Below are 19,155 nucleotides of genomic sequence, written 5' to 3' on the forward strand. Positions count from 1 at the left end.
TAGACTTACAAAGAATAGTGTAGTTTAATTTTTTGGCCTGATCTAATAAAAATTATCATGAAAATAACAATGTGGTTATCTGCACTTCTATTCTCAGTGCTGGCGTTTGTTGTTAAAAATGCCAATGGCCAAACGCCTTTATTTACTTTATTATCTGCAAAGGAAACCAATATTGATTTTGTAAATAAAGTAGTCGAAACCGATTCGTTACATATTATGAATTATGAATATTTGTATAATGGATCGGGGGTTGGTGTGGCAGATTTTAATGGCGATGGCTTACCCGACATTTTTTTTTCAGCCAATGAGGTAGATAATAAATTATACCTTAATAAGGGCAATTTAAAGTTTGAAGACATTACCAATAAGGCTCATGTAAGTGGAAACGGTACCTGGGCAACGGGAGTATGTATTGCTGATGTAAATGCAGATGGGCTGCCTGATATATACGTTTGTCATTCTGGTAAATTTCCAGATAACAAGCTTAAAAATGAACTATTTATTAATCAGGGAGTAAAAAGTGGCGTGCCAGTTTTTAAAGAAATGGCTGAGGCCTATGGTTTGGATGCGCCTGGAACTCAGTCTACCCAGGCTGCATTTTTTGATTATGATAATGACGGTGACTTAGATATGTTTTTACTAAATCATTCTAACCAAACCTATAAACCCTTTTTAAATACCAAAAAAGTTCGTTCTACACCCAATATGAAATTCGGGAATCGTTTATTTAGAAATGATTCTAAAGGCAATCAATTTCATTTTACAGATGTTACATTAACCTCCGGGATAATTAATAATGCCTTGAATTTTGGATTAAGTGTTGCTGTAAGCGATTTAAATAACGATGGATGGCCTGACATTTATACCTCGAGTGATTATACCGAGCAGGATTGCCTTTATATGAACAATAAGAATGGCACTTTTTCAGAAAGTATCCGGAAATCTATTAAGCATATCTCCAAATATTCAATGGGATCGGATATTGCCGATTATAACAACGATGGCCGCCCGGATATTATCACGCTTGATATGCTACCCGAAGATAATCATCGACAAAAGTTACTTAAGGGACCAGATGAATATGACCAGTATCATTTGCTAATCGACAGCGGTTATTATCAACAGCAAATGAGGAATATGCTTCATTTAAATGAAGGGCTTGCAGAAGATGGTAGTTTACGTTTTAGTGAAATCGGTCAGCTGGCTGGTGTTTCTAATACCGATTGGAGCTGGGCACCTTTATTTGCCGATTTCGATAATGATGGCTGGAAAGATTTATTTGTTTCCAATGGTTATTTAAGAGATTTTACAGATATGGATTTTCTTAAATACACAGTTGCCAACGCACAAAAAGAATCTCTAAAACAAGGTAGTTTAAAATTCCAGACTTTCGATTTGGTGAAAAAAATGCCTTCTAATAAAATATCAAACTATATTTTTTCTAATAATCACGATCTGACCTTTACCAATAAAACAGTCGAGTGGGGCATATCTGCACCTTCAGTTTCAAATGGTGCTGCTTATGCTGATTTAGATAATGATGGAGATCTGGATTTGATCGTTTGCAACATCAACTCGCCGGTAATGGTGTATAAGAATAATTTAGAGCTACAAAAACCAAATTATTTAAAGATTAACCTTAAAGGAGCAGGACTAAATACAGCAGCAATAGGTGCTAAAATTTATGTTAAAACAACCGATAATCTGCAGTATCAGGAAAAATATGTAGTTAGGGGTTATCAATCCAGTGTAGATCAAAGCATCTGTTTTGGTTTAGGCAAAAATACCAACCTCAGTTATGTGAAAATTATCTGGCCAGATGGCAGGGAAAGTTTGATGGAGCATGTAAAAGCAAATCAAACATTAACCATTAGTCAGGAAGAGGCTATTGATAAAAAAACAAATATTGTTAAGGTAAAACCACTATTTGTTGATGGTACAACAGAATCGGGATTAAAATTTAAACATACCGAAAACGACTTTGTTGATTTCAAAGGTGAAACCCTGTTACCTTATCAGTTATCCAAATATGGGCCTGCTTTGTGCAAAGCTGATGTTAATCAGGATGGTGTAATGGATGTTTTTATTGGTGGTGCAATTGGACAGTCTGGTCGGTTGTTTTTAGGAAATAAGCAAGGAAATTATAGCCAGAGCTCAAGCCAACCTTGGGATGAAGATAAAGCCAGTGAAGATGTTAATGCTATTTTCTTTGATGCAAATGGTGATGGGAGTCAGGATTTGTGGGTAGTTAGTGGTGGAAATGAATATGATGAAAATGCTCCTGAATATCAGGATCGGTTATATTTAAATAATGGAAAGGGAATATTTACTAAGGTAAATGATGCGTTACCCAAAATGTGGAGTAGTAAACAGGCAATCGGTATTGCCGACTACGATAAAGATGGAGATTTAGATGTTTTTGTTGGAGGTATGAGTAAACCTGGATCATTCCCTTTATGTGGTAAAAGTTATTTATTACGCAATGATTCAAAAGGTGGGGTTGTAAAATTTACTGATGTAACAAAAGAAGTTTCTCCTGAATTAGAGTATGTTGGGATGACTGTAACGGCTGTATGGCAGGATTTGAATGCTGATGGATATCCTGAGTTGTTAATTGGAGGAGATTGGATGCCATTAAAGAAATTTAAAAATAATCATGGAATTTTACAATACGACAAAGCGTCTGGTTTGGAAAATACAGATGGCATGTGGAGTAAAATTGTACCTATTGATGTAAATAATGATGGTGCCATTGATTTTATCGTGGGAAATTGTGGTCTCAATAATCAGTTTAAAGCCAATGATCAGCAACCATTAACCATTTATGCCTCAGATTTTAATGGCGATGGGGTAATAGATCCGATTATGTGCTACTATATTCAGGGTAAAAATTATCCAATGGCATCCAGAGATGAGCTGCTCGATCAGATGGTGCAGTTAAAAAAGCGATTTTTAAATTATAGTGCTTATTCAGATATAACAATAGATCAGCTATTTAAACCTGAGCAGTTGGACAAAAGTCAAAAATTTTTCTGTAAGAAACTCGAAACATCTATTTTATTAAATGATGGAACTGGAAAATTTACGATCAAATCACTCCCGATTGAAGCACAGTTTTCGCGAACATGGGGCATTGTTGTAGATGATTTTAATAAGGACGGAAAAGATGATATTCTTTTGGCAGGCAATTTTTATCCTTACAGGGTACAGCTTGGTCAGGCAGATGCCAGTTTAGGATTACTTTTAATTGGAAATGGGAAAGGTGATTTTAAACCATTAGCTCCTTATGATTCAGGATTATATATCGATGGCGACGTTAGAAATATGATTGAAATTAAAGAAGGTACAAAAAAAATCATTGTAGTTAAAAATAATGATCAGGTTGAACTTCTAAAAGTTAATAATTAAAACCAACATCATGAAGAGATATTTGTTTTTGTTTATTTTCAGTACTACATTGAGTGCCAATGCACAATGGCATAAAAGTGAAAATGATCCTTTGCCCTTACACAGATCACAAAAGGCACTTTCTGATATTATTGTTAGTGATATATTTTCTCCTCCGGTTGCCAGTAGGATATTTGTTTATGCAAATATTGCTGCCTATGAAATTCAGGTTAAAAATAATCGTCAGTTTTTGTCTTTAAAAGGGCAGTTGAATAACTTTAATGGAATTCCAAATCCAGATAAAAAGAAGATCAGCTATTCAGTTGCTGCAACATATGCTTACTGGCAGATCGGAAAAAGGCTTGTTTTTTCAGAGCAGGTTGCCTTAGATAGTTTAAACAGCATACTTTCATGGTACAAGGTTAAAGGCTATCCTGATACTATATTGCAAAATTCAATTTTGTATGGTAAAATGGTTTCTGATACGGTTCTAAAGTGGGTGGATCAGGATCAATATAAAGAAACACGGAAATTAAGGCGATATAGTTTAGTAAAACAAGAAGGTAATTGGGCTCCCACACCTCCTGGTTATATGGCAGCTGTAGAACCTTATTGGAATAGAATAAGGCCTCTTGCTATGAAAACTGCCGATCAGTTTAAACCTACTGCCCCTCCTCTTTACAGTAAAGATAAAAACAGTGCTTTTTATATCAATGCAAATGAAGTTTACACGGTCGGTAAAAACCTGGATGAAAAACAGCTTGACATTGCCAAATTCTGGGATTGTAATCCATTCTTTTTAAATCTGAATGGGCATATGAACTACGCAACGAAAAAGATATCGCCAGGAGCACATTGGATTTCAATAGCTGGTATTGCCAGCCGATTGAAAAACTTTAATTATATGCAAAGTAGTTCGGCCTATACTTCTACCTGTATAGCCCTGTTTGATGCCTTTATAAGTTGCTGGGACGAAAAATACCGTAGTAATTACATCAGGCCAGAAACATTCATAAATGCCAATATAGACGAAAACTGGAGGCCAATTTTGCAAACACCACCCTTTCCTGAGTATCCAAGCGGGCATAGTGTAGCTTCAACTGCTGCAGCATGTGTGCTTACTAAAATATTTGGTGATAAGTTTAAGTTTCAGGATAATACTGAGACCGATTTTGGATTACCCGTGCGGAGCTTCACTTCTTTTAACCAGGCGGCTAACGAGGCCGCTATTAGCAGGCTTTATGGAGGTATTCATTATCGGCCAGCTATTGAGAATGGCCAGACTCAAGGCAGAAATATTGGCGCTTATCAAATCGAAAAAATTAAAATGAAAAAAGATTAAGATAGCATACTCATGAAAAAGATATCCTACTTATTAATTTAATTGCCATGGCTAAACAAAATCTGATGAGCTAAAAAAATCAAATATCTAATAATTTTTAACGTTTAATTAAATCAAAATTATGAAAACTCTCTTAAAAGTAATTTGCGTTGTTTTATTCTTTGTAACTATTAATGGGTGTAAAAAGAGTAATGTGCCGCCCCTAAAATCTGAAGATAATCGTTTAAGTGATCTGACTTATTTAAAAAAATTGGGTTACGATACAACTGGAACTATTGAGTTAGCTACTTATTATTTAATAGAAGGAGATATTTTAATTCCAAAACATTCTTTATCTGTAACATCCAGACAGGTAATTCAAAGCCAGAGCAATTTGATAGATATAGCCAAACAACAAAACATCACGATTAGAATTGATGCCTCAATGCCAAATAATGGAGGTGACCTGGATTGGATAACAGAAGTATCACAGGCAATTGGAGAGTATAATGATCTGCAAAACAGTAATATACGATTGTCACTGGTGACAGGTTCTTCAGCAGATATAACGGTTCGCCTAAGCAATATTTCTCCAACTAGCGGTTTGAATTTACCGTCAGATGTTATTGCGGCTGCTGGCCTTCCTTTAAATGGTAACCCTTTTCCCAATGTTGTAGTTAATTCTGCTTATGTGCAACCTTCAACGGTTTTGTCTGGTCAAAAAAAATATAACCTCGTGCATGAAATAGGGCATTGCCTTGGTTTTAGGCACACGAACTGGTATGGAATGGGAGAGTCAAATACCCTAGGGGTTGGGTCGTCTCCCAACAGCGGTGTCAATCCAGACGCCTCTTCGGTAATGAATGGTGGTACAGCCTTAAATAGTTGGAATGGATTTAGTTTTTGGGATATTTATGCAATTAGTTATTTGTACGCACTTCCTAAAGTATCAATAATGGTGAATAACACATCTACATCTGGCTTGATAAGGGGTGGAATAAATTTTAATAACACATATGGCTACGTTGCCTCAGGCAACCTCGGTTTAGCACAAAGTAATAATCAAGTAATGATTTCTCCAGGCTATTATAGTCTAACGGCTAACCTTGCTCCTGGAGAAGCCCCAATTTATGTTTCAGTAGGAGGCTCATCACCAGTTTTAGTCAGTAATTATGGAGGTACGAATCTTGGATCATATTATGTTTCTACTGGGTTTTATGTGAATGGATATAGATAATAATAAATAAAAAGAGTAACAAAAATTGATTAATCCTGGCCAATTATTGGCCAGGACATTTTATACTTAATGATGGTTTTATCATCATTGCAAAACAAATAATACACAAATGAAAATAAAAATTTACTTCCTCTTCTGTTTTGTTCTTATTGTACTTAACGCTTCTGCCCAGCAGAACGATATTATGCCACAATCGGAAATTTACGAGTGGCCTAAAGATGCTGCCGTTAAACAAAAGCTCGAATCTTGGCAGGATAAAAAATTCGGCATGATCATTCACTGGGGACTTTATGCAGTACCCGGCATTATCGAATCATGGTCGATCTGCTCTGAGGATTGGATAGATAGAGATAGTACGATTAAATACGAAGACTATAAAAAATGGTATTGGGGTTTTAGCGAAAAGTTTAACCCAACAAAATTTAATCCCGAACAATGGGCCAAAGCTGGTAAAAGTGCGGGCATGAAATATCTGGTATTTACCACCAAGCACCACGATGGTTTTGCCATGTTCGATACTAAAGAATCTGATTTTAGCATTGCCAAAGGTCCTTTTGCCAATAATCCTAAAAAGGATGTAGCCAAATATGTATTCGATGCGTTCCGCAAAGAAAATTTCATGATTGGCGCTTATTTTTCTAAGCCCGACTGGCACTCGCAATATTATTGGTGGGATAAATATGCCACAGCCAATAGAAACAACAATTACGACATTAGAAAGAACCCATGGCGCTGGAATAAGTTTAAAAGCTTTACCCAAAACCAAATTGGGGAGTTGATGAACAACTACGGAAGCATCGATATTTTGTGGCTAGATGGTGGTTGGGTACGTCCACGCGCAAGTGTGAACAAAGAAGTACTTTCGTGGGGAGCACCTATTCCCGATTGGAGTCAGGATATTGATATGCCTAAAATTGCTGCCGATGCCAGAAAAGCACAGCCCGGATTAATCATAGTAGATCGTACTGTACATGGTCAGTTCGAAAATTACCAGACACCAGAACAGAAAATTCCTGAAACACAGTTAGATTATCCCTGGGAGAGCTGCATGACGTTAGGCGGGGCATGGGGTTTTGTTGCGAACGACAGGTATAAGCCTGCGCGCGAAGTAGTGCATAAACTGGTAGAAATCGTTGCCAAAGGTGGTAGTTTGCTTTTGGGTATTGGTCCTAAAGCCGATGGTACCTTGCCCGATAATGTTATTGCCCGATTAGACGAAGTAGGACAATGGACTGCCAAAAATGGTGCTGCAATATATGGCACAAGGATAACCAAAAACTATCATGACGGACAAAACTGGTTTACGCAAAGTAAAGATGGTAAAACTGTTTATGGCATCAGTTTATTGGATAATAATCCTGTTAAAGAAATTTCATGGAAGGGCAGTATTCCTAAAAAAGGAACAGCCATTACACTTGTAAACAATAACCAAAAAATAAAATGGAAACTGGTTGATGGTAAAGTACATTTCGACTTTCCGAAAACCGACGAAAAAATTGCCTTGGCATTTTCATTTACACCCGAAACTGAATAGTGATGTTTAACCTTAAAAGAAATACCTTTTTACTTTCGGCATTATTACTCTCGGCTGGTGTTTATGGGCAAAAGAAAACCGTACAAACACCGCCCTATAAAAATCCAAAACTCAGCATCGATTTAAGGGTGAAAGACCTGGTATCGAGAATGACGCCGGAAGAAAAATTCTGGCAGTTATTTATGGTGCCGGGTGATGTTGATGGAATAACAAAAGGCCATTATAAAAACGGAATTTTTGGTCTCCAAATTAGTGCACAATCGGGCGGGGCAGGCGAAGCCCAGCAATTGCTAAGTTACAATACCACCGAGAACGCTTTTACACTCGCTAAAAAGGTTAACCAGTTACAACGCTATCTAGTTAACCATACCCGGCTTGGTATTCCGATGTTGGTGTTTGATGAAGCTTTGCATGGTTTGGTGCGAAAAAATGCAACAGCTTTTCCACAGTCGATCGGCTTAGCCGCTACTTTTGATACATTAACCATGGCCAGTATTGGTAAAAGAATAGCACACGAGGCCAAGGTTAGGGGCATAAGAGATGTATTGGCGCCAGTAATAAACATGGCCGATGATGTGCGTTGGGGGCGTGTGGAAGAAACTTACGGTGAAGATCCCTATCTAACCAAAGTGATGGGCCTTGCTTTTATGAATGCCATCGAAAAGGAAAACGTTGTGGTTACACCAAAACACCTTATTGCCAATGTTGGTGATGGTGGCAGAGACAGTTACCCGATTCAAAAAACAGAAAGGTTTCTGAGAGAAATACATTTTCCGGCCTTTGAAGAAGGGGTAAAGAAGGCAGGTATCCGTTCGGTAATGACTTCTTACAACAGTGTTGACGGAACACCTGCAACTTCGAATTACTGGCTTTTAACCAAAACTTTAAAGCACGATTGGGGTTTTAAAGGCTTTGTTATCTCCGATGCGGGCGCAGTAGGTGGTGCCAATGTATTGCATAACACTTCAAAAAACTATGCGCAATCTACTGTGCAGGCTTTAAACGGAGGACTGGATGTTATTTTTCAGGTAGAGTACGAGCATTATAAACTTTTTAAACCACCTTTTTTAGATGGAAGTATTCCACAGGCACGTATTGATGATGCCGTTTCGAGGGTTTTAAGGGCTAAGTTCGAACTGGGCTTGTTCGAGGATCCCTATGTTTCAGAAAAAGCGGCAGAAGCGTCGCTCACTGATCTCTCAGCTAAAGATTTGGCTAAAAAATCAGCTTTAGAATCATTTGTACTGCTAAAGAATAATCAAAATATATTGCCCCTAAAGCAACCAAAAAATATCCTGGTATTGGGAGAGGATGCTGTAGAGGCTCGTTTAGGAGGCTACAGTGGAACCGGTCAAGGCAAAATCAGCATTTTAGATGGAATAAAATCCAGGGCAGGAAATTTAACCCAGGTTAATTACACCCAGGGGAGCTTTAGGGAAAATAGAAAATATACTGTAATTGATTCTACATTTCTCAGTTCGAAAAACGGAAAAGGATTAACTGGTGAATATTTTAACACAACCGATCTTTCCGGCAATCCCACGTTAATCAGAACCGATAAGCAAATCGATTTCATGTGGACACTCTATTCGCCTAACGAGAAACTGGCAACAGACAATTACTCGGTGCGGTGGCAGGGAGAAATTAAGGCATTAAAAACAGGTACTTTCCAAATCGGTTTAGCTGGTAATGATGGTTATCGCTTGTATCTGGATGGAAAGCTGATTATAGACCAATGGAACAAAGCTTCTTACCACACCCTTACCGAAGCTTTTAATTTTGAAGCGGGTAAATCTTATCCCATTAAAGTAGAGTTTAAGGAACCAAAAGGTAACGCCTACATTAAGCTAATCTGGAATTATGGTATAGAAGATCAGGAGACAAAAGTATTGGATGAAGCCAAAACAATGGCTAGAAAAGCCGATGCTATTGTAGTGGCTGCGGGTATAAAAGAAGGAGAATTTTTGGACCGTGCCATGCTTGGCTTACCGGGCAACCAGGAAAAATTAATTCAGGAAATGGCTAAAACAGGCAAACCAGTAGTGGTTTTATTGGTTGGTGGCAGTGCTATAACGATGGGCAACTGGATTAACGATGCGTCCGCTATTTTAAATGTATGGTACCCGGGCGAAGAAGGCGGAACTGCTGTAGCCGAAACTTTATTCGGAGATTACAATCCTGCTGGCAGACTTCCGATTACGTATCCCGTTCATGAAGCGCAATTGCCGCTTGTTTATAACCATAAACCTACAGGCAGGGGCGACGATTACAATAATTTAAGTGGCGAACCGTTGTTCCCGTTTGGTTATGGCTTAAGCTATACCACATTCGAATACAGCAATATTGAATTGGCTAAGAAAGAAATTAAGGCAAATGAAAGTACTACAGTAAGCTTTACCCTTAAAAATACCGGCAATAGAGATGGAGAAGAAGTCGCACAATTGTATTTGCGTGATATGTTGGCCAGTGTAGTGCGACCCGTATTGGAGCTTAAAGGCTTTGAGCGTGTTAGGCTTAAAGCAGGAGAAAGCAAGACCATTAGCTTTAAAATTATACCCGAAATGCTGCAGATGCTGAATGCTAATTTGAAAACGGTTATTGAGCAGGGAGATTTTAGGATAATGATCGGATCATCGAGCCGCGAACTTCAATTAAAGGAAACACTAACGGTAAAGTAATAAAGATAATTCTCAGCCCTTGTATGGTGGGTTATAATCATACGTGTTGCCGCAAGACCTGGTTAGTTTTGCGGCTTTTTTATTTCTTAATCTGTAAAGATTTATCGGTCGGTTTCTCACCTTCTGTCCGTAGAGTTAAGCGTAGTGTCTCTACGGATTTGGTCTATAAGGTTGAGTTTGTAACTCAATAACAAAGAACGAGTCACAGACTCTTTTCCATTTTTGCATCCGTAGCGCCTTTCGGAAATCTACGGACAAATCGTATTTTTTTTTATGCGTTTAAACCAGGAATTCCAAGCTTCTCTGCCAGTTCATTCAGATCATTAACCACCACATCTATCAGCGGGATACCGCTAATTTTCCTTTCCTGCTCAAATTCATGCTCAGGTTCGCCCGGGATAATTACTTTTTTATCAGGATCGATGGTTTTTGCACTTTTGAAGCGCTCTACCCAGTTATCCAGGTGGTTTTTAAAGTCTTCGGCCGGCCTGAAACCATCTACGCGCATCGCGCCTAAAAAGTGACCCAATCCTTCACCAACCGGGTTGGCCGAGGGTTCTAAAAAGGCGACAAAGGGAGGCACCCAGGGGCCGTAATTTGCGCCTGATAGCACAGCCGATAAAATATCAACTGTTGCGCTTAAACCATATCCTTTGTGGCTGCCATGATCTTTATCACTACCCAAAGGTAAGAGTGAACCACCGTTTTTTAGTTCGTTGGGATTGCTTGAGTTTTCGCCGGCTTTGTCCTGTACCCAGCCATCCGGAATACTTTTGTTAGCTCTTTGTGCAATTTCAAGTTTACCATTAGCAGCTGCTGCGGTGGCCATATCAACAATAACTGGCGGGTATTTGCCTGCCGGGAATGCATAACACATCGGGTTAGTACCTAATAAACGTTCGTTGGCATAGGTAGGGGCAACCAGTGGGCTGGCATTGGTCATGCTAATGCCAATCATATCTTTTTCTACCGCCATTAGTGCATGGTAACCGGCTATTCCAAAGTGGTTCGAGTTTTTAACTGATACCCAGCCACTGCCATATTTTTCGGCCTTTTCTATCGCTACCTGCATGGCAAAAGGTGCTACTACCAAACCTAAACCGGCATCACCATCTATGGTTGCGGTAGTTGGGGTTTCGTGTACAATTTTAATATTGGGAGTAGCATTAATCCGTTTCTTTTCCCAAAGCCTAACGTAACCGCTTAAGCGCGCAACCCCATGCGAATCGATACCACGCAAATCTGAACGGATCAAAACATCGGTAGCTAATTCGGCATGCGCATCAGAACAACCCATTTTTTTAAAAACGCTGTGGGTAAATGCTCTTAGTTTGGTTTCAGAAAAGGTGATGAAGTTCATTTTTTAATATCAAATAGGAGAAATCAGGAAATTTTGCTTTAAGCTTTAGTCTTTTTGCTTAAGGTAATAAAACAGTAAAGTCACCGCCCAGCGGTTCAAAATTTTCAATGCACGACGATAGGAAATCTTCTCCATAGTTAACGTACATAGGCGCAATATTCAGTATGCGTTCTTGCAGCGTACCATTTGGGAAAAGCCTTTTTTTAACGTTATCTATCTGCAGCAACGCCATTTCGTGTTTGCGTTTTTCGGCCCTGAACAGTTTTTTTTCCAGGTTGGCCAGCAAATGGTTAGTGCGTTGCTTTGCTGTATCAGTCGAAACCGATAAAGTTTTATCTATTTTGTATGCGTTTAGCTTAATTTGATCAAAAATGCTGTTAATAGCCCTGGTTTCGTCGGCTAAACTTAACTGTGCAGTGGTATTCCGTTTTATCCAGATATTTTTCAGTTCTTCAGCCGGCAGGAAAATATCTTCTAAAGAAAAGCCCAGTTTGTATAAATTCTCTGCACTGCGTTTATCAATCAGCAAAGCCGAATTGCGTAACAATAGAACAGGGAAATCTACTTTGTAATAATCGAAATTGGCTTTTAACTGCATCCAGTATGCCACCTCTGCGCCACCGCCAATGTAGGCAATGTTGGGCAAAATTACCTCCTGGTACATCGGTCGCATTACTACATTCGGACTAAACCGTTCGGGATGCGATTCGATCTCGGTCAATAATTCAGCTTCGGTAAAACTGATATTGGTATGGTTTACCTGATATTTGCCTTGTTCAAAAATCAAACGTTCGCGCAGGTTATCGTTCAGGTAAAAGAAATTAATATCACGGCCGTTCACCTGGGTTTTATAACCTAAATTTTCGAGGTTTTCGGAGCTGGTATCAATATTTCTGGCACTGTTTTGATGTACAATATCTTCGGCAATGATATTCGCAAATTGTTTCTTCAGGCGTGCATCATCGGCATTTACAATTACCAATCCGTATTTTTCGAAGAGGTTATTCACCAAAAAGCGAGTCGCATCGGCCAGGTTATCATGTTGCAGGTAGGCCTGCTCAACCAGCTTGGCAATTCGCTTTCCATTTCTTGAAATGCCCAGATAACCTTTATATGCAGTTACCGCTGCGGCCACTGTTTTAGTGCTTAACCTACCTGTTGCACCATTGGTTTGCTGTATCCAGCTGATGTTTTTCTCATCAACACTCACATGGTTAATCTCATCAAAATCGTGGTCTTCTGTAGCCATCCAGTAAACGGGTACAAAGTTTTTATCAGGATGTGCAATTTTTAGCTCAATGGCTAAATTTATAGTGGTTACAATTTTGTAAATAAAATAAAGCGGGCCGGTAAACAGGTTTAACTGGTGGCCGGTAGTTACGGTAAAAGTATTATCGAGGCCTAAAAGCTCAATGTTTTTAGTAACCGATTTATTGGGCTGTAAATGCTGGTACTGATCTTGTAAAACCTGCACTAAAGTAGTCCGGTTACCCAAAAAATTTCTATGCTCAATTGCGCTGGCTAAACCCGCCATATCGGGGCGGTAACTGTAAAAAGCTTTAAGCTGTTCTTCGTTGTTAATATAATCTAAAACCAGTTTTGAAAACGATCCGGTTTCATGATATGAGATATATTTTGCCTGCATGATGTGCGAAAGTAATGCAATTTAAGGATAAACGTAAAGTGCGCTAACTATTTTACATTTGTTAAATAATTACAGATTGCTTTCTATTGCCCCAACTTTTTCGCGGTATAAATCAATCGGCCCATCTAAAAGTACTGCAATTACCGTTAGTTCATTATCTAATTTGTCTTCTGGTATCGGGATGTAAACAATACCAGGTATTTTGCTCCAGTACAGTTTATTGTAAATTTCATGATTCAGCATGGTACCTTCGCCAACTACCCTAATGCGGCTTATATTGTTTTTTAAACCTTTTATCGCAACAGGGCCGGTCGGTTTTCCTTCAACAAAAAGGTAAAGGGTCTGTTTATCGGCAGATAGGGCTGTGTTACCTTGGTAATGACCACTGGGTATTCCTTTTCCGGTTTTGTAAAGCGCCTCGGCATTTTTAATTACCCAGTTGCTGATTTTTTGGTCTACATTATTAATTCCCGGATTAAAATCTAAACCATCAACAGGTAAACTGGTATTTTGAAATACATTTATACCTGAATTTAAATTAGTAGCCAGTTTGCTCAGGTTTAAATTGGTTAAGCCCCGCTGTTTTGGTGCAGCATACAAGTCTGATAATGAAAGCGTTTCCTGTTTATCTTCAGCTAACTGGATAGGACCATTTAACGATACTTTTACTACGGTTACATCACTATCAAAATCTGCTTCTTTAAAATTAAGGAGATAATCTGTTTCATTTAATTTAATTGTATATGGCTGTGCTTTGCTGCCAACCACTTCAATTTTGTTTATTTTTGACTTTATACCCGACAGTAAAATCCCGTTTTTGGTTTTATAATCGAGATACAGGTACAATACATCTTTGTTTTTAGATAAGGTAGTTTTACCTGCAATATGCCCATTCGGGATCCCGGCCTGTGTACCATAAATGGCTTCTGCATGTTTTTGTGTCCAGCGACCCAGTCCCTTTAATATTTTAACCTGCTCTGGTGCAATAGTTCCGTCAGCTTTTGGACCGATATCGAGCAATAAATTCCCGCCCATACTGATGCAGTCAACCAGGGTGCGGATAATCATGTTTGATGATTTGTAATGGTTATCGTATGGCTGGTACCCCCACGAATCGTTCATGGTATAACAAAGTTCCCATTCTGGTGAAGCGGGTCTTACCACTGGTACACCTTGTTCGGGCGTATCATAGTCGCCATGTCCATTTAAGCGCGAATTAATAATGACATTAGGATTCACTTTACGTAAGTTTTCCAATATGTTTTTGGCCTGCCATTCTTCACCGCTATGTTCCCAATCGCCATCAAACCATACCAAATCCGGGTTGTATTGGTTAGAAAGCTCATTTAATTGGCCCTGAAAATAGTTTTGGAATTTTTTAAAGCGGGCAGGGTCTTGTTTATAATCATAGCGTTTTCTATCGCGCGTAAAACCATCATAATCCGTATAACTCCAATCTGGTAATGAAAAATAAAGACCGGTTTTTAATCCTGATTTTTTAAGGTCGGCAACAAATGGCGTAATTAAATCTTTTTTTGCCGCACTATGTTTTACTGTCGTAGTGGCATTTGGCATTTTACTGTCCCAAAGCGCAACACCATCATGATGTTTTGTTGTAATTACGGCATATTTAGCGCCACTTTCTTTAATTAGGTTTACCCACTCTGCTGGCTGGTATTTGGCCGCATTAAAACCGTTCAGTTGTTTCATGTAGGCATCATGGTTAATGTAGTTGTTAAAAAACGACCACGATTCTGAAATTCCATTAACTGAATAAATACCCCAGTGAATGAAAATGCCTAGTTTGGCATCGGCAAACCATTGCATTTTCTGGTTTGAAGCGGCTTGTTGTGCAGAAAGATTGAAGCCTGTTGTTAACAGGAAGAAAGTAATAAAAAGCTTTAAATAACGCATAATATTTGGTTGTACAGATAAACGTTAAATATAATATATTGCAGGCTGAATTGCATGTAAAAACACCGTTAATTTCGTGCAAAATCAAGATACTTCTCTATAATTAATAGGCTGATTTAATATGAAGAGGCGCAGTTCGGAACAGGAGAGAGTTTCTGAAGATCACTTGTTTATTCGAGTAAAACAGAACGTTTTAAATTATATTCAATTTTTTTGTCGGCCCTTAAAATTGTCACTTTTGCAGCATCTTTTCCTTTTAGAATATTGTTATATGTGAAATTACATGCATCTGTTTCTGTAAAATCAGCAATGATATGATTATCAATTTGTACAATTTCATCATTAACGTGTATGCCTGAAATAGCTGCATCGGTATTTTCGAAAATTGTACTTACGAAAGCTTTATTCCCCGAATAGCTAATTGCAATACCAAAGCGGTTTAATTTGGAAAGGTTGTAATGGTTCTCGCCGATTAAGTATATTTTATTGGTTTGCCAATTGATGATGACTTTGTAATGCTGCAAAAAATCGTTGCCAATGTTGCTCGATTTGCCATCTGAGAATAAAACAACCTGATCTTTTAAGCCTAAAGTACCAATATTTATTTCCGGAACCTTTGCATAGGTAGTGGTCGACTGTTTAGCAGCTCCGTAAATGCCCACTCCGCTAATGCCGGTAGCGTATACCCGCTTAAAAGTATTAATCACATTAGAGTATTTAAGCAGAGATAAATCTAAATTTCCGTTTGAGCCGGTATCGAATGTTATATAACTTGTTTTGGAGCCTATTTGAATAGGGATTAACGGCGTTTTTTGAATTTTTATGGGTAAAAAATCGATAATCTTTGTGTTGGCAGCCGCATTGAAATTTGCCATATTATCGCTTATTGAAATTACTTTATTGGTATAATCGAGCTGCCATATCGCATTGGCCATCTGGTTTGCTCCAATAATGCCATCAACATTTAAACATTTCATTTGAAAAACGCTGCGCATATCGATAACCAAAGCCCCTGTATTTTCGAAAACCAGTTTGCCGATTTTAATTTCTGGAATAACTACAACCGTTTCTTTTTTTTTATATCCCTGCGAATCCGAACTTTTGGAATTTGTTGCAGGGCTGAGGTTTAATGTTTGTGCCAAAGTTGGAGATATGGCTGTTGGGGCACCGCTATCTAACAGAAAATGATAACTTTTACCAGCAATACTCACTTCAATGATTGGTACGCCAGTTTCGAAGTTGAAATCGATTTTTTCATTAAATTCGAATTGTTTTAATCTCCCCGCATTTAGCACTTTTTTTACCGGACTACATGAAATGAGTATGGGAATGAGCATGCTGAGGAAAAGGGTTTTCTTCATAAACGTAGTTTAGGGAAGCAATATAAATCAATTTTGTTTAGGTAGAAAATCAAGCCGGCTGATGGGGGAAGATAACAGGTTTTTCGGTCAAAAAAAAGCCGCCCCGAAAAATCGGGACGGCTTGTAAAAATATTTGGTTTAGTGATTTACCATTTTTTACGGCGCTCACCGCTTCCGCCTTCTCTGCGTCCGCTTCCACCTTTATCTTCACGGCTACGGCCAGAGAAATCTCTGAAGCCACCGCCTTCACGGTTTCCACCTTCACGTCTTCCGCTACCACCGCCAGATCTTCTTTCGCCGCCATTGCCGCCACGGTAACCACCGCCACCGCCGCTTCTGCGTTCGCCGCCGAATCCACCGCTACGTCTTTCACCGCCACCGCGTCTTTCGCCTGCACCTTCGCCACGACCACCATCTCCACTCTTCTCGATACGTACCTGACGACCGTTAAACTCAACTGATTTAAAGCCTTCAAAAACTTTGTCGGCAACAGCATCTTCTACTTCAAAGAAAGAGAAAACACCTTTTAAATCGATTTTACCAACGCTTTTGCCACCAATTTTACCATTGTTACAGATAAATGATAACATATCGCCACGGGTAAATTCATCTACCGAACCTAAGTTGATAAATAAACGGGTGTAACCTTCGCTACCACGTCCGCGTCTTTCACCACGCTCACCTCTTTCACCGCGCTCATCTCCAACAGCTGCATTTAAATCAGGTGCTTTCGAATAGTAATCTAAGAAACGGTTAAACTCTAAAGATGCAAAACGTTTAATTACTTCTTCTTTGGTTAAATCAGCAAACTCATCCATAATACGTGGGATGTACTGATCAATCTGTTCGTTGTTAACCTCTACATTGTGTACTTTGTGTACCAAAGAGAACAATTGTTTTTCGCAAACATCAAAACCTGTAGGTAACTCAGCTTTGGTAAATTGTTTACCAATAATGCGCTCTAACTGACGGATTTTGCCCAGTTCTTTAGAGTTGATGATACAGATCGAAATACCGGTTTTACCAGCACGGCCTGTACGGCCCGAACGGTGGGTATAACTTTCAATCTCATCAGGTAACGAATAGTTAACTACGTGCGTTACATTGTTAACGTCGATACCACGTGCAGCAACATCAGTAGCAATTAACAACTGCATATTACGCTCGCGGAAACGTTGCATTACCTTATCACGTTGTTGTTGCGATAAATCGCCGTGTAAAGCATCAGCATTGTAACCATCTTTAATTAAATGCTCAGCAATATCCTGGGTATCTAATTTCGTTTTACAGAAAACAACACCGAAAATATCAGGGTTAAAATCTACAATACGTTTTAAGGCAGCGTATTTATCGCGGGCACGAACAATATAATATTCGTGTTCGATGTTTACGTTACCTGTATTTTTTGTGCCCATGGTTAATTCTACAGGGTTATCCATATAGTTTTTAGCTATACGGCGAACTTCTGACGGCATAGTAGCCGAGAATAACCAGGTTTTTTTGTCATCAGGAGTAGTTGATAAAATGTCGTTGATATCGTCCTGGAAACCCATGTTCAACATCTCGTCAGCTTCATCAAGCACAACATATTTAACGTTTGAAAAATCAATGGCTTTACGGCCAATGATATCCAACATACGGCCGGGCGTGGCCACTACGATTTGAACGCCTTGGCGTATTTCGCGTAGTTGTTGCATAATGTTCGCACCACCGTAAACGGCAACTACGTGGGCATTAGCAACATTTTTAGAAAAGTTTTTAAGGTCGTTAGCGATCTGTAAACATAACTCACGGGTAGGGCATAAAATCAATGCCTGTGGTTTATTTACTTTAAAATCGATTAGTTCTAACAGCGGCAAACCAAATGCGGCTGTTTTTCCTGTTCCTGTTTGGGCCAAACCAACAAAATCATTAGTGCCTTCTAACAGTACAGGAATACTTTGCTCCTGAATCGGCGTTGGATTTTCGAATCCAAGGTCCTTTACGGCATTAACGACGTCATCACTTATCCCCAATAATTGAAATGGGTTTGTCATTCGTCTTTTATTTTTAATTGAGCCGCAAAGGTACGGTTAATATTCCGTATTTCACAGATAATCAAGTAAATAGTTTTTTAAGCTAAATGTTTGGAAATAAGGAAGTAATGGAGGGTGAGTGAGGTAAGATGGAAAATGTACACTGGCAGGGCTTTAAATCGGCATCGGGAATGATGCTGGTAATTTGATTTTTTTGATGGAACGCGAAACACTATCTCAGCCTTTCTGCCGATCTGATTAGTCTTTCATCTTTATTAATCCCGAAAATGGCCAGTACAATAAATAAGATAGCAATAGCCGGAAGATAGGCACCAATACCAAAAGTGGCTCCTTCAATACCGCCAGGTAATTCGTTGATGTAAGTGCTACACCAAAAGGCAAAACCACCAATTAGTACAATCGAAATAATGGCAAGCCTTTTTTGAAGGTTGCGCTTTCTGAAATTGAAAATGTTAACGAAACAGATAATCGCTATGGCGATGTAGGTAACGATTAAAGGTAAAGATAAGGCTAGTTTGTATTCAGACCCACTTTCTGATTGAAATTGGGTTTTTAAACCAAACATATAGACAACAGATTCAGATCCGTCAATCTCTTTTGTTGCAAGAGGTAAGAAAGTCATTAATGCTAAAACCAAAAATGCTAAGAAAAGCCATATCGATTGTATTCTTTGTATCATTTT

At 38.8% G+C, this 19,155-nt stretch carries 11 protein-coding genes; 5 read left to right on the top strand and 6 right to left on the bottom strand.

The window, feature by feature from the left end:
- Positions 1 to 57: 57 nt before the first annotated feature.
- The 5 genes from DBR40_RS05645 (at position 58) to DBR40_RS05665 (ending at position 10,157) form a co-directional block, all read left to right on the top strand.
- The gene (locus DBR40_RS05645; protein WP_199748281.1) at positions 58 to 3,408 is read left to right on the top strand and encodes a VCBS repeat-containing protein; all 3,351 of its coding nucleotides are present in this window, start codon (positions 58 to 60) and stop codon (positions 3,406 to 3,408) included.
- Between the two features lie 10 nt (positions 3,409 to 3,418).
- Positions 3,419 to 4,729 (top strand): vanadium-dependent haloperoxidase, encoded by a 1,311-nt coding sequence (locus DBR40_RS05650; protein ID WP_124558784.1) that lies wholly within the window; start codon positions 3,419 to 3,421, stop codon positions 4,727 to 4,729.
- Between the two features lie 121 nt (positions 4,730 to 4,850).
- Positions 4,851 to 5,945, top strand: a complete 1,095-nt coding sequence (locus DBR40_RS05655) for a M57 family metalloprotease (RefSeq protein WP_124558785.1) — start codon at positions 4,851 to 4,853, stop codon at positions 5,943 to 5,945.
- Between the two features lie 109 nt (positions 5,946 to 6,054).
- Positions 6,055 to 7,479, top strand: a complete 1,425-nt coding sequence (locus tag DBR40_RS05660; protein ID WP_124558786.1) for an alpha-L-fucosidase — start codon at positions 6,055 to 6,057, stop codon at positions 7,477 to 7,479.
- A 2-nt stretch (positions 7,480 to 7,481) separates the two neighbouring features.
- Positions 7,482 to 10,157 carry a glycoside hydrolase family 3 N-terminal domain-containing protein gene (locus DBR40_RS05665; RefSeq protein ID WP_124558787.1) on the top strand — a complete coding sequence of 892 codons (2,676 nt, stop codon included), beginning with the start codon at positions 7,482 to 7,484 and terminating at the stop codon, positions 10,155 to 10,157.
- A gap of 271 nt (positions 10,158 to 10,428) precedes the next feature.
- Here the strand turns inward: DBR40_RS05665 and DBR40_RS05670 are convergent, their stop codons facing one another.
- The 6 genes from DBR40_RS05670 to DBR40_RS05695 all read right to left on the bottom strand — a co-directional run bounded on the left by DBR40_RS05670 (position 10,429) and on the right by DBR40_RS05695 (position 19,152).
- Positions 10,429 to 11,517, bottom strand: a complete 1,089-nt coding sequence (locus DBR40_RS05670) for an Ldh family oxidoreductase (protein ID WP_124558788.1) — start codon at positions 11,515 to 11,517, stop codon at positions 10,429 to 10,431.
- Positions 11,518 to 11,575: 58 nt separating this feature from the next.
- Positions 11,576 to 13,162: a bacillithiol biosynthesis cysteine-adding enzyme BshC gene (gene bshC, locus DBR40_RS05675; protein WP_124558789.1), complete on the bottom strand. Its 1,587-nt coding sequence runs from the start codon at positions 13,160 to 13,162 to the stop codon at positions 11,576 to 11,578.
- Between the two features lie 69 nt (positions 13,163 to 13,231).
- A complete protein-coding gene (locus DBR40_RS05680; protein ID WP_124558790.1) occupies positions 13,232 to 15,076 on the bottom strand; it encodes an alpha-L-fucosidase in 1,845 nt (614 codons plus the stop codon).
- A gap of 170 nt (positions 15,077 to 15,246) precedes the next feature.
- Positions 15,247 to 16,437, bottom strand: coding sequence for an aspartyl protease family protein (locus DBR40_RS05685; protein WP_124558791.1), 1,191 nt, complete (start codon positions 16,435 to 16,437; stop codon positions 15,247 to 15,249).
- Positions 16,438 to 16,583: 146 nt separating this feature from the next.
- Entirely contained in the window at positions 16,584 to 18,473 is a 1,890-nt protein-coding gene (locus DBR40_RS05690) for a DEAD/DEAH box helicase (RefSeq protein ID WP_124558792.1), read from the bottom strand.
- Positions 18,474 to 18,684: 211 nt separating this feature from the next.
- On the bottom strand, positions 18,685 to 19,152 hold the full coding sequence (locus DBR40_RS05695; protein WP_124558793.1) for a DUF4293 domain-containing protein: 468 nt from the start codon (positions 19,150 to 19,152) through the stop codon (positions 18,685 to 18,687).
- Positions 19,153 to 19,155: the final 3 nt, after the last annotated feature.

Origin of the sequence: Pedobacter sp. KBW01 (assembly GCF_003852395.1) — a bacterium.
Classification (GTDB): domain Bacteria; phylum Bacteroidota; class Bacteroidia; order Sphingobacteriales; family Sphingobacteriaceae; genus Pedobacter.